At 45.8% G+C, this 16,214-nt stretch carries 11 protein-coding genes and 1 tRNA gene; 6 read left to right on the top strand and 6 right to left on the bottom strand.

All coding sequences use genetic code 11. The features are described 5' to 3' along the window. Positions 1–67: 67 nt before the first annotated feature. The 5 genes from WC496_05070 to WC496_05050 form a co-directional block, all read right to left on the bottom strand. Positions 68–152 (bottom strand) — tRNA-Leu (locus tag WC496_05070). Positions 153–382: 230 nt separating this feature from the next. Further along, positions 383–2,383: a response regulator gene (locus WC496_05065; protein MFA5292390.1), complete on the bottom strand. Its 2,001-nt coding sequence runs from the start codon at positions 2,381–2,383 to the stop codon at positions 383–385. A gap of 422 nt (positions 2,384–2,805) precedes the next feature. Then, entirely contained in the window at positions 2,806–3,402 is a 597-nt protein-coding gene (locus tag WC496_05060) for a hypothetical protein (protein ID MFA5292389.1), read from the bottom strand. 172 nt (positions 3,403–3,574) lie between these two features. Further along, positions 3,575–4,132 carry a BsuBI/PstI family type II restriction endonuclease gene (locus WC496_05055; protein ID MFA5292388.1) on the bottom strand — a complete coding sequence of 186 codons (558 nt, stop codon included), beginning with the start codon at positions 4,130–4,132 and terminating at the stop codon, positions 3,575–3,577. A gap of 228 nt (positions 4,133–4,360) precedes the next feature. Then, positions 4,361–4,522, bottom strand: a complete 162-nt coding sequence (locus WC496_05050; GenBank protein ID MFA5292387.1) for a hypothetical protein — start codon at positions 4,520–4,522, stop codon at positions 4,361–4,363. A gap of 414 nt (positions 4,523–4,936) precedes the next feature. Here WC496_05050 and tkt point away from each other — a divergent pair, with 414 nt between their 5' ends. From tkt to mnmG, 6 genes are all read left to right on the top strand, one after another. Beyond that, on the top strand, positions 4,937–6,937 hold the full coding sequence (tkt, locus tag WC496_05045; protein ID MFA5292386.1) for a transketolase: 2,001 nt from the start codon (positions 4,937–4,939) through the stop codon (positions 6,935–6,937). 221 nt (positions 6,938–7,158) lie between these two features. After that, entirely contained in the window at positions 7,159–8,256 is a 1,098-nt protein-coding gene (locus WC496_05040; protein ID MFA5292385.1) for an ATP-dependent 6-phosphofructokinase, read from the top strand. A gap of 197 nt (positions 8,257–8,453) precedes the next feature. Then, complete coding sequence (gene mfd, locus WC496_05035; protein MFA5292384.1) at positions 8,454–11,870, top strand: transcription-repair coupling factor; 3,417 nt, start codon at positions 8,454–8,456, stop codon at positions 11,868–11,870. Positions 11,871–11,931: 61 nt separating this feature from the next. Continuing rightward, the gene (locus WC496_05030) at positions 11,932–13,074 is read left to right on the top strand and encodes a peptidylprolyl isomerase (protein MFA5292383.1); all 1,143 of its coding nucleotides are present in this window, start codon (positions 11,932–11,934) and stop codon (positions 13,072–13,074) included. 56 nt (positions 13,075–13,130) lie between these two features. Continuing rightward, positions 13,131–13,514 (top strand): holo-ACP synthase, encoded by a 384-nt coding sequence (gene acpS, locus WC496_05025; GenBank protein ID MFA5292382.1) that lies wholly within the window; start codon positions 13,131–13,133, stop codon positions 13,512–13,514. A 133-nt stretch (positions 13,515–13,647) separates the two neighbouring features. Next, positions 13,648–15,474: a tRNA uridine-5-carboxymethylaminomethyl(34) synthesis enzyme MnmG gene (gene mnmG, locus WC496_05020; GenBank protein MFA5292381.1), complete on the top strand. Its 1,827-nt coding sequence runs from the start codon at positions 13,648–13,650 to the stop codon at positions 15,472–15,474. A 130-nt stretch (positions 15,475–15,604) separates the two neighbouring features. Here mnmG and WC496_05015 read toward each other — a convergent pair whose 3' ends face one another. Continuing rightward, on the bottom strand, positions 15,605–16,204 hold the full coding sequence (locus WC496_05015) for a C2H2-type zinc finger protein (GenBank protein MFA5292380.1): 600 nt from the start codon (positions 16,202–16,204) through the stop codon (positions 15,605–15,607). Between the last annotated feature and the right edge of the window lie 10 nt (positions 16,205–16,214).

Raw genomic sequence — 16,214 nt, 5'->3', positions numbered from 1 at the left:
CTCCCGTCAGCTCAAAGGTCTTGTCTGCCTGATACAGTCGTTGCCGCACCGCACCGGACAAAATATTTGGCCGAGGTGGGATTCGAACCCACACGCCCAATTACGGGCAGAGGATTTTAAGTCCTCAGCGTCTGCCATTCCGCCACTCGGCCAAAGATTTGCCTATGGTAGTCGGTAGAAAGGCAAAAGTCAATATAAAGACCGGCCGGAGAGATGCTTAATAATGGTGAAACGATAAAGAACAATCCATCACAAGGCGGTACCGCCGAGCAGGCAATTATCCTGAAAGGTAAACGTGGAATATGAAGATAATATATTCCACTAAATCTGGTTTTGACGCAATTTCTCCTCTGCCGCGGATAGACAGGACAGACAGGGGCGCTCAGGACAGATGATGACTGCCTGCGTAATCCTTTACAACCTGCTTCCAGTCGCTTTTGGCCAGAAGAGCAGAGAGGTTGTCGAAACGAGTCTTAATCTGCTCAAAAAGCGGGGCATATTGTTCTGTCTGCTGATTCCGGCCGGCAGATTCGAGAATCTTCGCGAGGTCGGAGATTTTCGATGCACCAATTGTGCCGGAAGCGCCTTTTAGCGAATGGGCATAAAAATTAACTTCCCGAGAATCGTTCTTTCTTACCGCCTCAGCGAGCAGTTGCATCCTTTCAGTATTGTCCTTCAGGAAGACAGGTATTATTTCGTCGATAAGCTCCTCATCGCCTATGCGTTCCGTCAGAAGGTTCCAGTCTATTTCAATTTCGCCGGTTTCTGCTGGTGCTGGTTCGTTGTTCTGCATAATGTTCTCCTGTGGTTTGTCCTGTATATCAAGTGGTTTTGTTTGCATGACTTCCGGAGCTTGTGTTTGCTCAGGAAGATATTTAGCCAGAGTTTCAACAAGTTTTTTTCTGTCAATCGGTTTTGCGAGATAGTCGCTGCAGCCAGCGGCGAAACATTTCTGGTCGTCGCCTTTCATCGCACAGGCAGTAAGAGCTATTACGGGAATTGTCAGGCCGAGTTTTTTGATTTGCCTTGTCGCCTCGTAGCCGTTCATTACCGGCATTTGAATATCCATCAGGATAACATCAAATTTTTTCGTGGATGCACTTTGGACGGCCTGCATACCATTTTCAACTATTGTAACGCCCAGCCCGAGCTTCTTGAGTAAAAGCTCAATCAGCGTCTGGTTGGTGGGGCTGTCTTCCGCGACAAGAACATTTCCTGTGAGTTTATTCGCAGCACCACCGGTTTTTGCAGGGGCAGTTTTGAGTATCGAGACATTTCTATCGCTTTCAAAAGTTTTGGTTTCGACGACCGCCGGAACGTACAGTGAAAATGTCGAACCTTTGGCGATGGCGCTTTGGACGGTTATTTTTCCGTCAAGCAGTTCGGCGATATGCCGTGTGATAGCCAGTCCCAGTCCTGTATTTCCGAACTGACGATCCGTAGTGCTTTCATTTTCAATCTGCGCAAACGGCTCAAATACATAGTCGAGCTTCTCAGCGGCTATGCCGACGCCTGTATCTTCGATGTCGAATCTGACAAAGGTTTTGTCGCCCTGTTTTTCGCCTGAAACATTGACATAAACGTGGCCTTTTTCAGTGAATTTTATCGCGTTGCTGACAAGATTCGTCAGGCATTGCTTTATCCTCGACGGGTCGGTATGAATGGAATACGGCAGAGGCTGAATACGTTTGATTTCAAATTCCAGTTCTTTTTCGGTTGCCGCCGGCCTCATAAGCGATTCTATCGCCGCAAGAATATTTTCAACGGGAACATCCACGACGTCCACATCGAGCCGGCCGGTCTCGATTTTTGAAAAGTCCAGTATGTCATTAATAAGCTGCAGCAGATTTCTGCCGCTGTCGCGAATTATCTTTATCTGGTTTTTCTGGTCCTGACTGAGATTTTCCTCGGAGAGCATTTCGCTGAAACCTATTATCGCGTTCATAGGCGTGCGAATCTGATGACTCATATTTGCGAGAAACTCGCCCTTGGCCCTGCCGGCCTCCATCGCCTGCTGCGCTATTTTATCAGCGTGACTGACGGAAAGCTGAAGCTGCCTGTTTATCTGCTCGGTCTGGAACTGCGCGGCTTCTGCACGGGCTTTTTCGGTCTCAATCTCAGCGTTGCGCTGCTGAACGTCCTGTTCAAGCTGAAACTGGCGCAGATGTGATTCTTTCAGTTCCGATATATACCGCGACAAAATGAAAAATATTCCGATGCAAATGGAAACCGGAATAATCAGCATCGTCAGATTGAATGTTTTTAAACTGTTCCCCGGATTGTCAGAGCTGGAGTAAAACCAGAGCGTGGTTATGGCAGCGGAACTTAACGCAATCGTAAGAACCGTTATAATCATCGGCGACAGTTTTTTTGCCTTGTGCATTTTTTATACTCCGTAAGCCTTCTGAACTGACAAAGTTCGTTCCTGAACGTTTTATCGTCAAAATATAAAAGCGACTTTTTATGAGAAACAGAAACAAAAGCAGATAAAATCGGTGCTTGTAACTCTATTGTTTTAAAGGGGTTAATTTGCTGCAAAAAAATAGTTTTCAGTGCCCGAACAACCACGGCCCGATTATAGGACGTTGTCAATTGAAATAAGACTGCGTTCCTGGTTCAAACATTTGAGCTTGAGTCAAAACATGGGACAGATGAAAGGCAGCCTTTGAAAAATCGTTTTGGGTTTCGGTATTGGTAAGGTTATGTTAATCGTTATCGTTGTGGTGTCCTGTTTTTCAATACCGCCATACTATGCCGAAACACGCGACGTTACCGTTACCAATACCCAAAACGCCTGCTAAATCCTCACGGCCGAAATCTGTTTTTCGAACTAATTGCCTGCTTGTACTCATTTAAGTCGCTCCTTAATAAAATAGTTTTAAAAGGGTCGTTTTTAAATAACGGGAAATTCAACGGAGTGTAATCCTCGTCGCCGCTTTCGAGGACGAATCTATCTCTTACCAGGGCGGCGAGAATCAGGCCTTTAGGCGTAAGAGGCGCACAGAATGTTTTTCTTTTGCCGGCTTTGGGCTGGAAATAAGCCTCGTAATAATGCTTATTATCTCTTTTGGTGCGTTTTGTTTTTGAAACTCCGATGCGGCCGGTATTGGATTTGAGCCTGCGATTGAGCGCACTCTGTCTTGCATTAACGATTCGGAGATTACATCTGCGATTGTCGAGAGTGTTCCTGTTTATGTGGTCAACAATCTGGTTCTTCTTTGCTTTGAGTATAAATCTCGGAAGCGAGAAATATTTTTTATGTTTGTAATCGCAAACAGTAACACGACGACCGCCAACAATCATCAAACTGGAATTGAGGATTCTCGGATTATAAAAAACATCCACATCTAGTTTGACAGGTTTGCCGGCGACTTTTCTGATTTTGTATTTTGGATTTTTCATAATGCGCAGCATCTAACAATTGGTTCTGAGAATTAATTTTTTAAGACTTGCTAACTACTAACTGCTACTCTTATTTCCGCCTCTTTTGTGCCCGTATATATGTATATATAAAGCGTCCCTACCTTTTTTCCGGCACACTTTCCTAATCGCAACGGCCTATCTTTTGGTAACTTTATTCATCGTAAGGCCCCAAAAATCTCTCGCCGTCGAAATGGATTAAATGTGTTGGGTTTTCGGCAACCCAAACCTCTGTTTCCCAAGATATTTCAGAAACATACTTTGCCAAATCTGATTTTTTAAGAAAACAAGTCACATAAATCAACTTAGATTTAATTTCTTTAAAAAGTTTTGATAATTCTAATCGACGTTTTCCGTCAACGGGACCATGACTTGTTACGGCTTCGACTAATACAACCCAATCTTTTTCTTTATAATTTATAACCACATCCGGCATCTTGCCATGAGTATCAATTTTTAATCCCATCTCTTCAAAAGCTTTGTCGTCACAGTAACCAAATTTCAGGCCGGTGTCTCCTACATACAAAATAATACCACTTGGAGTATATGTTCCACAAAAATCTTCAATAATTTTTTTTATCAATATATTATGCTCTCCAGGTGTCAGAGTAATTTTTTTACCTTTACCTATTTTCACCGGAACCCTATTTTTCTTACGGTTTTTATCATATTTATCCTTTAAGGTAGTAATTTTTGAAAGATATACTTCCAACTGTTTCCCCCATTTTTTAGTCTGAAAAGTTCTAATCAGGGACAAGGCATCTTCGTGTATTTGATAACCTGTTAACGTCTATAGCTTCAGTAATCATCATAATATTCTAATCTTTTATTTCCTCTGTCTTTTTCAATATATAAATCTCAGAAATATTTCTGCTATCTTAATCTATAAAATCACCAAACACAACCACAGTCTCACCATAGGCGGTCATTAGTCGCTTTTTTATAAATATAACAGCCAAACCCATTTTGCCGTAATAAAAACATTCAAAATACCGATTTGCAGCTCACGTTTTCGGAGCGAAGCGCAGACCCCCACGCTTAGTTTTCTTGCCACAGCGAAGGAAACTGTGGGGGTGGATACCGCTATCTTTATCCACTTCATTTTTTTCTCCTTATCTCTTTATTTCTATATTTCTGTGTCATCTGCGTTAATCCGCGGTTAATTTTCAAAGTTAACCGGCAGAAACAAGACTCTTAAAATGTAGTTTTAATCTGTTCTGCCGGTTATTTATTAACTATTCATTTAACAAGGGTGTATTTTAACATATTTCATTAATAAATCAAGGAAATTTTGTGTAAATTTTACAGATTTTTAAATAATTTCACTAATTATATAACAAATAACGACTTATATCCGTTTTTTTCTTTCACCCTATCCCCTATACCCTACACCCTATACCCTTCAATAATTGACAACCTTTTCTATATGCCTTAATATGCCGGTCTTTCAAACCCCCCACCGCAGGGGTGGGGGCTAACCTAAACCATTTTTTTGGACAGAACAAAAGGACCAGTTATGCAGAAGAATCCGGGTTTGAACGAACTTGACGAAAAATGTATTCAGACAATCAGATTTTTATCGATGGACGGCGTGCAGAAAGCCAAGTCCGGCCATCCGGGAATGCCGATGGGAATGGCGCCGGCGGCATATACGCTATGGACGAAATATATGAAGCATAATCCCGCCAACCCGAAATGGCTCGGCAGGGACAGGTTCGTATTGAGTGCAGGTCATGGAAGTATGCTGCTGTATTCGCTTTTGTATCTGACCGGTTATGATTTGGGCCTTGAGGATTTGAAAAATTTCAGACAGTGGGGCAGCAAGACGCCGGGCCATCCGGAGTACGGTCATACGGCAGGGGTCGAAGCGACGACAGGCCCGCTGGGTCAGGGAATCAGCAACGCGGTTGGTATGGCGCTGGCGCAAAAATACCTTGCGGCATATTTCGATAAAGACGGCTCGAATCTTTTCGATTACAACATTTACGTTGTCGCCGGCGACGGCTGCCTGCAGGAAGGCGTATCATCTGAAGCCTGCTCACTGGCAGGACATCTCGGTTTGAATAAATTAATTGTGATTTACGATGACAACCATATTTCAATCGATGGGAATACAAGCCTTTCGTTCAGCGAAGACAGGGCAAAGAGATTCGAGGCGTATAACTGGTACGTGCAGGTTGTAGGAGGAGATGGTAACGATATGGTGTCGTTCGAGAAGGCGCTGAAGAACGCACAGGCGGAAAAGAACCGGCCGTGCATAATCAATCTTCGGACGCATATCGGATATGGGAGTCCTAATTTTCAGGATACGCACACAGCACACGGAGCGCCGCTGGGCGAGGATGAGATTAAACTGATAAAGAAAAACTTCGGCTGGGACCCTGAAAAGACATTCGTTGTACCGGCGGAAGTGCTCGAACATACGCAGAAGGAAAGAGTAAAAGGCGCACAACTGGAAAAACAATGGAACGAACAATTTAAAAACTATTCCAAAAAATATCCTGAACTTGCGAAACTGATTACCAATCCATATCCGGAAATTACGAATCTGCCGACGTTCCCGGCCGAGCCAATGGCGACAAGAACGGCATCTGGCAAGACACTGGACGCGCTAATGCCGAATATGCCGCTGATACTTGGCGGGTCTGCTGATTTGACGCCATCGAATAATACGAAGTTCAAAGGCGTTGAGGATTTCCAGAAAGATAAACCGACAGGACGATATATCCGCTACGGAGTTCGCGAACACGCGATGGCGGCAATTATGAACGGTATCGGCACAAGCGATTTGCTTCGCGCATATGGCGGGACGTTCTTCTGCTTCTTCGATTATATGAAGCCGGCGGTGAGAATGGCGGCGATGAGCGGCTATAAAACTATATTCGTATTCACACACGATACAATCGGTCTTGGCGAAGACGGGCCGACACATCAGCCGATCGAACATATCGCCGTGCTGCGCGCGATACCGAAGATGCTTGTGCTGCGGCCGGCGGACGCGAACGAAACTGCATACTGCTGGAAAATCGCGCTGGAACATACGAGCGGGCCGGTGGCACTGTTGCTAACGAGACAGAATTTGCAAACGCTGGACAGGACTAAATACCCGGCGGCGTCGAATATCGCAAAAGGCGGTTATGTTGTTGTGAAACAGGATAAGCCTGATGTGATACTTATCGGTGTCGGGTCGGAACTGGAAATCGCAATGAAGGCCGCGGAGAAACTTGCGGCTGAAAATATCAAGGCACAAGTTGTAAATCTTGCGAGCTGGGAACTGTTCGAGGCGCAGGATAAAGCATATAAAGATTCAGTGCTTCCACCGAGCGTTAAGGCGAGAGTGGCGGTCGAGGCCGGTATTAAGATGGGATGGGAAAGATATATCGGCGATAACGGCGAATTTATCGGTATGAGCGGATTCGGCGTTTCGGCACCGTATAAAGTATGCTACGAGAAATTCGGCATTACGGCGGACGCGACTGCGGCAGCGGCTAAAAAATCAATCGCTGCGGCGAAATAGTAGCCACTAAGGCACTAAGGCGCGAAAATACGGAATGTTTAATCGCTGATCCGCCGTCGTCCCACCTATGGTGCCATGGCTAACCCTCCGTCGCACTATGTGCTATGTAGGGCAGGCGGACTATAGCGGACAGGTTGCGCTGATTTTGTTGATTTTTAAATGACGACAAATATATATGGATGACCTCGCCATAGTAATGACGTGGCTAACCAAGGATAATTATGACACACAAAATCAAGACTATAGCAGTGATGACGGGCGGGGGGGATTGTCCGGGCCTTAACGCAGTTATACGCGCAGTAACAAAAACAGCAATCTCGAAACACGGGATGAAAGTCTGGGGAATCGAAGACGGATATCTCGGCCTTATTGAAAAAAGGATACATCCGCTAAGCTATGAAGATGTAAGCAATATTCTCGAAATGGGCGGGACGATACTTGGCTCCAATAATACGACAAATCCATCACGGTATCCGGTTACTAATAAAGCAGGAAAAATAGTATATAAAGATTTGTCCGGCGAATGCATAAAGACACTGAAGCAGAAAAAAATCGATGCACTAATCTGCATCGGCGGCGATGGGACGATGACCAGCGCAGCAATACTTGCTAAAAAGGGACTGACGATTATAGGCGTTCCGAAAACAATCGATAATGACCTTTGGGGTACTGACGTAACTTTCGGATTCGATACGGCGGTAACAACGGCGACGGAAGCGATAGATAAACTGCGAACCACGGCAAGCTCACATCATCGCGTTATGGTAGTCGAGGTGATGGGCAGATACGCAGGATGGATTGCACTACACGCGGGAGTGGCAAGTGGAAGCGATGTGATTCTTATTCCGGAAATTCCATATAAAATAAACAGCATCTGCCGATTCGTTCAGCAGCGGAACAGCAAAGGCAAAAGCTACAGCATTATAGTTGTCGCCGAAGGTGCGAAAGAACTGGGCGGAGAAATGGTCGTCAGTAAAACGGTCGCTTACAGTCCTGAGCCGATACGGCTGGGCGGAATAGCAAATAAAATTGCCGAGCAAATAGAACAATTAACAAAACTTGAAACCCGCAGCGTAACTTTAGGTTATATCCAGCGCGGAGGCACACCTACGCCTTGGGACAGGATACTGGCAACAAGTTTCGGTTATCAGGCGATGGAATTATTAGTGAGCGGCGCGAAAAACCAATTGGTTGTACTGAAAAATAACAAGCTTTCGAGCGTTCCGCTTTCACAGGTCGCGGGCAAGACGAGAACTGTGCCGAAAGACAGCCCGTTGATAAAGGCAGCAAGGGCAGTTAATACGTGCTTTGGCGATTAATACAAATTTAAGATTGAAGATTTAAGAATCCAGGTGTCGGTAATGGTATCGGTAACGTCGCGTTAGTCGTTATTGTTATTATGTTTCGGTAACATCAAACCAATCACGAAACCGAAACACATGACATTACCGTTATCCAAACCAAAAACGAATTCTCATTCCCGCCATAGGCGGGTAAACTTCAATTTTTAATAATAGTGGATTTAGGACAACTAAAGAGCGTTCAAGAGGTAATCTCGCAATTAAAGGCCGATGATAAAGGGGCGGTTCGACAAGCTCACCACAGGGCGGTAAAAATTGCCGGGACGTGGGGATCCTTTGCGCCTTTATTGGCAGGACATATTCACCAGCAATTAAAAAAGCCAATCCTATATATAAGCCCACATCTGGACGACAGCGACGATGTCGTCGATGACCTTATGGCATTCCATCCTTCGTCTTCCTCTGCTAAAGCTTCTATTTCCTGTGAGGCTTTCGGCCCTGATAAAGTCGCAGCAAATAAAAGAGAGGACTACGGAGGACAGGTCAGCGGCAGGAATATTGAAACGCTGCCGGGCCGGGCGGGCGAAGAACTCATAGACGCTACCGATGAAATTAGTTCGGCAAGGGCAAGATTAGTTTTGAAAATGGCATTGAAACAACCCCCACCACAGGGGTGGGGGCTAAACAATAACCAGGGAATTATTTCGACGTCGATACAGGCGCTGATGCAGCCGGTGCCGAGGCCGGAAAAACTTATCGAAAAAGGACTGGCACTGCAAAAAGGCCAAACGGTCGAAATGGATAAGGCGTGCCAGTGGCTGGTCGATAACGGGTTCGAAGCGGTCGCGCAGATTGATTTGCCGGGACAGTTCGTCAGAAGAGGCGGCATAATCGATATCTATACCCCTGTCTCGGCACAGTCTAATCAGCCGATAGCTATAAGAGTTGAATTTTTCGGCGATGAAATCGAAAGCATACGAACAATCGACCTTGATTCGCAGAGGTCATCGGGACATATCGACAGCATTACAATTACATCGGCGATTCTTGATAATGACAGAGACAACCAGACGATGTTTTTGAATATTATCGACCCGGAGACGATTATCTTTATCCAGGAGCCGAGCGAAGTTCAGGAAGTGGCGGATGTTTTTATCCAGAGAGTCGAAAGGCCGGAAGGTCTTTATACGTGGAACGAGATATACAAAAAGATTTCCACGTTTAAGCAGGTTTCAATCAGCAGGTTCGGCGACGACCCTGAAAATATCGAGCTGCGCATAAAAAGTACGCAGCAGTTCGAACATAAAAGCGGGCCGGTATGGGCCGGACACAGAGAAGCACTGCAGGAGTTGACCAGGCTCGCAGAAGACGGCTGGGATGTTTGTCTTTATTGCGAAACGGGAGCCGAGGTAAAGCGAATAGAAGAAATAATTAATGAAGATAAACGAACCCCCACCGCAGGGGTGGGGGCTAAACAAAATATTCATTTGCCGGTCGGGTTTGTTCATCGGGGATTTATAATTGAAGAGCTGAAAACAATTATAGCAACACATCACGAATTGTTCGGTCAGGCGATAATCCGGCGAACTACACGGCCGATAGGCGCAGCGGTCGGAATTGATTCGGCAGCGGAACTAAAAAAAGGAGATTATGTCGTTCATATAAATTACGGCATAGGAAAATTCAAGGGCGGTGAGGTAATAGACAAAGCGGGGCAAAAGTGCGAGTTCCTGACGCTTCAATACGCAGACGAAGTTAAGATTCATGTGCCGGTTCAGAATATCGGTTTTGTTCAGAAATATATCGGCACAACCGCTGTCAGGCCCAAGCTTAGTAAAATCGGGACGAAGAAATGGGAGCGGCAGAAAAATAAAGTCGCCGCGGCGGTAAATGATTTGGCGGCGGAACTGCTTGAAATACAGGCGAAACGCCAAAGTATGCAGGGCATTACTTACGGGGCGGATTCGAACTGGCAGAGAGAATTCGAAGAATCGTTCCTGTATCAGGAGACGCCGGACCAGATAATCGCAGTCGAACAAATAAAAACCGATATGCAAAAACCAATGCCGATGGACAGGTTGTTGTGCGGCGACGTAGGTTATGGAAAAACAGAACTTGCGATGCGGGCAGCGTTCAAGGCGATAGAAGCGGGCAAACAGGTCGCCGTTCTTGTGCCGACGACGGTTTTGTGCATTCAGCACGAAAGAACGTTTACGCAGAGGTTCGCGGATTTTCCGATATCGGTGGAATCGGTCAACCGTTTCAAGACAAAGGCGCAGGCTACGGAAATAATCAAGCGTACCAAACAGGGAAGGGTAGATATTCTTATCGGGACGCACAGGCTGCTCAGTAGCGATGTCGGATTTAAAGATTTGGGGCTGTTGATAATTGACGAAGAGCAGAGGTTCGGGGTCGAGCATAAGGAAAAGCTGAAAAAGATGCGGGTCAACGTCGATATTCTGACGATGACGGCGACACCGATACCGAGAACGCTTCATATGGCGATGCTGGGGCTGCGGGATATAAGTTCGCTGGCGACTCCGCCGCTGGACAGGCGGGCTGTTGTTACACAGGTGAAAAAATTCGACGCGGAAATTATAAAAAGAGCGATAGTTTTCGAGCTTAACCGGCAGGGGCAGATATTTCTCGTTCATAACAGGGTGCAGACGATAAAAAAATTCGCCGATGAGATTCAGAAACTTCTGCCCGGCATAAAAACAACAATTGCGCACGGACAAATGCCCAAACATCAGCTTGAAAAAGCGATGATTGAATTTGTGCTGGGCAAAATAGATGTGCTTATCTGCTCGGCGATAATCGAATCGGGTATCGATATTCCGAACGCCAATACGATTATTATAAATGACGCAGACAGGTTCGGGCTGGCGCAGCTTCATCAGCTTCGCGGCAGAGTCGGCAGGTTCAAGCACAGGGCTTACGCGTATTTTATGCTTCCGCGGGGCAGGAGCATCAGTCCAGTAGCGGTAAAGAGACTCAAGGCGATAGAGGAATATTCGCAGCTCGGGGCTGGATTTAAAATTGCGCTGCGCGACCTTGAAATCCGCGGGGCGGGAAATATACTGGGGCCGGAACAGTCGGGGCATATAAATACCGTCGGGTACGAACTTTTCTGCAGGCTGCTGGCCGAGGCGGTGAGAAGATTGAAGAAAGAGCCGCCGGCGAAAGAACCCGCTACGGTTATAGATTTGGGCTTTTCAATTTATATACCGAGAAATTATATACAATCGGATTCGCAGCGGATGAATGTTTATCGGCGAATCGCGGCGGCAAGGACATCGCAGGATTTGGCTCAACTGGAAGAGGAACTCGGGGACCTGTTCGGAAAGATTTGTCCGGAAGTACAAAAACTGCTGGAACTTGCCGAGATAAGAACCCTTGCCTCGGCGGCCGGGGTACGGGCGATTACAACCGACGGCAGCGATGTGATTTTCTCGTTCGAGAAGGATTTTGCCGGAAAGATAGGCGTCTTGTTCGCCAAAGCACCGGGGAAAGTGAGGATTCCCGACCCGCTGACCGTACATATACGGCTCGAAGACAATTATTTCCAGCCGGATACCATTTGCGCAGTTTTAAGAAAAATTCTTCGCAAAAAGGCGCAATCCAAACTATAATCATTTTCTAACGCCCCCCACCGCAGGAGTGAGGGCTAACCAGAATTAACAGGAAATTTGTATGAACGCAAAGACAATGATTAAATTGCTGGTGTTATGCTGTATGCTGACGTGGTTTTACGGCTGCGAAGGTGAAACGAAAAAAAGCGATGTTGACGAAAAACGGCTGGCTGCGATAACGCCGCCTGATGAAATGCCCACAATGCCGAAGCCGTCCGGCGGACTCGTGCTGTCGATAGACTCATCCGCGATAACGGCAGATGAAATAATAGAGCCGGTGCAGGAACATCTGAAAAAACTTGCGCAGCAGATGGATTATCCGAAGTTCAACGCGGCAGCAAAGCCGCTGCTGGGAAGCGTTCTCGTACAAAAAATAGCCGATATCAGGCTTTATGAAAAGGCCAAGGAGGCGCTGCCTGAAAATGTAGACCAGGCCGTCATCGATAAAATAGTCGAAGAAGAGGTGCAGAAGTTTATCGCGAAATGCGGCGGGGATTACGCTACGGTCGAAAAAATGCTGAAAAGTATGGGCACTAACTGGCGGGATTTTTATCAGCAGCAGAGAAGGGCAATTCTTGTGCAGTCGTTCGTATCGCAGGAAATAAAAATAGAAAAGCCGGTGACTCATTCCGAACTGGTGGAATATTACAATAAGATAAAAGACGAATTCTATGCCAAAAAGGCCCAAATAGCGTTCAGGCTTATAGACCTTGAAATTGGAAATTTTATCGACGCCAACACCACGAATGAAATGGCGGAACAGAAGACGAAGGAACTTGCTTGGGAGATTTCTGGAAAGATTAAGAACGGCGAGGATTTCGCGGAACTTGTGAAGAAATATTCGAATGGCTCGGAGAGACAAGATGGCGGCCTGTGGCCCCCGATTACGCCGGGTTCGCTTGCGCCACCTTATAATGCGATTGAAAAAGCTGTGGAAAATATGAGCGCAGGACAGATTTCCGAGCCTGTGGTTACTAAAGGTCATATTTTTATTATAAAACTTGAAAGCAGACAGGCGGCGACCTGCGAACCTTTCGAAAAGGTTCAGGAAGAAGTCGAAGCGAGAATGATGTACGAAAAACACAAAAAAATAGTCGACGATATGATGAATAAAATAATAGAGCAGGTTGATTTGTCTTACGCCGAAGGCTTTATCGAGTACTGCGCAGAAAACGCATGGCAGAACCTGCAGGCAAAGAAATAGAAGGAATAAAAGCCACAGAGAACACGGAGAATTTAAAAAAATAAAGAAACAGGAAAATGCAAAAGATATTTCACGGCATAGATTTGGTTGACTGTCCGCGAATCGAGCAGATGCTTAAGCGGCACGACAGTCATTTTCTCGACAGGGTTTTCACGCAGACCGAACAGGAGCAGGCGCTGAAGGTGAAAAACCGAATTGAGAGACTTTCGGGCAGATTCGCGGCGAAAGAAGCGATACTTAAAATGCTCGGCACAGGCTGGCGGGGCAAAATCGCCTGGACGGATATCGAAATAATAAATAATCCGCTCGGCCAGCCGGAGGTAACGCTTAGCGGGGAAGTGAAAAAAATCGCGTCGAAAATGAATATCGGTGATATAAGCCTGACTATCAGTCATACGGCGAATTTTGTTATGGCTTCGGCCGTTGCGATATCGAAATAGCCACCAAGGCATCCGCCGTCGCTAAAAGCTATGGCGGGACAGGCGAAGACACAAAAAAGGGAATTAACCACGAATGAACACGAATATACACAGTTTTTTAATCGCTGATTACGCAGATTAAAAATGATTTAATATGTATAATAAGGCGGATACGAATAAATTTGATTGTATAGTAATCGGCGGAGGACACGGCGGGGCCGAGGCGGCACACGCGGCGGCGAAAATCGGGTGCAAAACGGCGCTGGTAACCATCAGCAAAGACACAATCGCAAAGGCAAGCTGCAATCCTGCTATCGGCGGAATCGCAAAAGGACAAATCGTAAAAGAAATAGACGCACTGGGCGGCCTTATGGGTCTCGCCACAGACGCTACAGGAATACAATTCAGACTCCTGAACCGTTCAAAAGGCGCAGCAGTTCAATCGCCTCGGGCACAAATAGATAAATACAAATATTCGGCGTGCATTTGCAATCTGCTCGAACAAACGCCTAACCTTACAATCGTCGAAGCATTGGTCGCGGAAATTTTAGTCGAAAATAATCAGGTCAAAGGTGTCCTTTGCACTGACGGCAGAATTTTCAATTGCCGGGCGGTAATTATCGCAACGGGGACATTCCTTAAAGGGATAATGCATACGGGCACAAAACAATGGCCGGGCGGAAGACTCGATGAGCTGCCGGCAAATGAATTGTCAGATTGTCTGGCTAAACTCGGATTAGAAGTAAAACGATTGAAAACCGGTACGCCGCCAAGACTCGACGCGAAAACAATCGATTACGATAAAACACAAATTCAGTGCGGAGACGACAAGCCTTCGCCGTTTTCTTTTATGACCGATTCGATAACGAAAAGACAGGTTCCGTGCTGGATAACATATACGAATGAAAAAATTCATAAACTGCTGATGGATAATCTTGGGCGTGCGCCGCTTTATACGGGGCAGATAAAAACTACCGGGCCGAGATACTGCCCGAGCATCGAAACGAAAATTATGCGGTTCGCCGATAAGACCAAACACCAGGTATTTCTCGAACCCGAAGACGAAGAGGTAAGAACAATCTACTGCAACGGGATAAGCACATCCGTGCCGGAAGATGTTCAGGAGCAGATGATAAAACTTATGGCGGGAACTGAAAACGCAAAAATTGTTCATTACGCATACGCAATCGAATACGACTATTGTCCGGCGATACAATTAAAGCCGAGCCTTGAGACGAGAAAAATCAAAGGGTTGTTTCTTGCGGGACAAATCAACGGCACAAGCGGATACGAAGAAGCGGCCGGTCAGGGAATTATGGCTGGGATTAACGCGGCAAGGATGCTCGATAATAAAGAACCGTTGGTTCTGCGGCGCGACCAGGCGTATATCGGCGTGATGATTGACGATTTACTGACAAGAGAAATCGATGAGCCTTACAGGATGTTCACATCGAGGGCGGAATGGAGAATGTGTCTGCGAAGCGATAACGCAGACAGGAGACTTACGCAAATCGGCAGAGATATAGGTCTCGTCGGAGACCGGCGCTGGGAAAGATTTCAGCAGACGCTTGAGCAGGTTAATGCCTTTAGTGATTTTTTGAAGAATACTCGCAAAGATGGAAAGTCACTTTGGGAACTGCTTAAACGGCCTGACGAAGCGGGCGGCAAAAAGATTTCAGAAATGCCGGAAGTTGCGGCGTTGGGCCTTCGGGGCGATATTATCGAAAGCGTAATGACGGACGCTAAGTACGAAGGGTACCTCGTAAAAGAACAAAAGTCGGTTGCGCAGTTTCAAAAGAGCGAAAAATTAAAACTGCCCGATACGCTTGACTATGACAAAATAGAACATCTTCGAGCCGAGGCGAGAGAGAAATTAAAAAAGTTCAAGCCTGCGACATTGGGCCAGGCAGGCAGAATCGGCGGAATCACGCCTGCGGATATTATGATTATTCAAATTCACTTGAGAAAACACGGCAAATAGCCACGAAGTCACTAAGACACAAAGATAATTTTAAATTCTTAATTTTTAATTAAGGTCATCAAAGGTGGAATTTTTTCAACAGCCCCAATGACCTTGTTATTTCCTCTTAAAAGTTTGTAATTTCTATATGTCACTTGGCAATATAAAACATTTTTGGACAGCATCTGCGAACCAAAGCTTTTCCAGAAGGTGTAAATGGTGTGTACCACCCAATAGTTTCAAAGTTGCTCCCAAGATAAGCAACTACCTCATTAATCATGGTTTGCCCCAAGTGGGAACCACGATAACGCTGAAGAATCCAAATAAAGCAAATACTCCAAATAGGAGGATGTGCCAATAGTTCCTTTGGTTTTTTACCAGCATCCCAATCAGCCCAAGAGGTTTGACATATATGATCACGTTTTTCCATGATTAGTAAACCGATGGCGCGATTTTGTCTGTGCAACAAAAAAACATGAGTTTCTAATTCACTTTCACCAAAAAGTACTTCCGCGCCGTACTGTGTATCTTTCCTTGCAAGTATAGCAATCTCTTCTGCTTGCCGACGTTGTTCTAGTGGTGATAGCCCGTTTACAACAATTATTCGCATATCATCCTGTGACCAGATAACACAATCGCTTTTCGAAGGAAGCGCAAGACCATTAACTACCTTGTCGTGATATTCCTGATGCGCCTGGACATCCTCTGGATTTTCCAGAACGTATGACATTTTACAAAGTTCACATTTCACAAAAGATTTC

The organism is Phycisphaerae bacterium (genome assembly GCA_041652575.1).
GTDB lineage: Bacteria > Planctomycetota > Phycisphaerae > Sedimentisphaerales > UBA12454 > UBA12454.
This window is presented reverse-complemented; position numbering and strand designations above follow the sequence as displayed.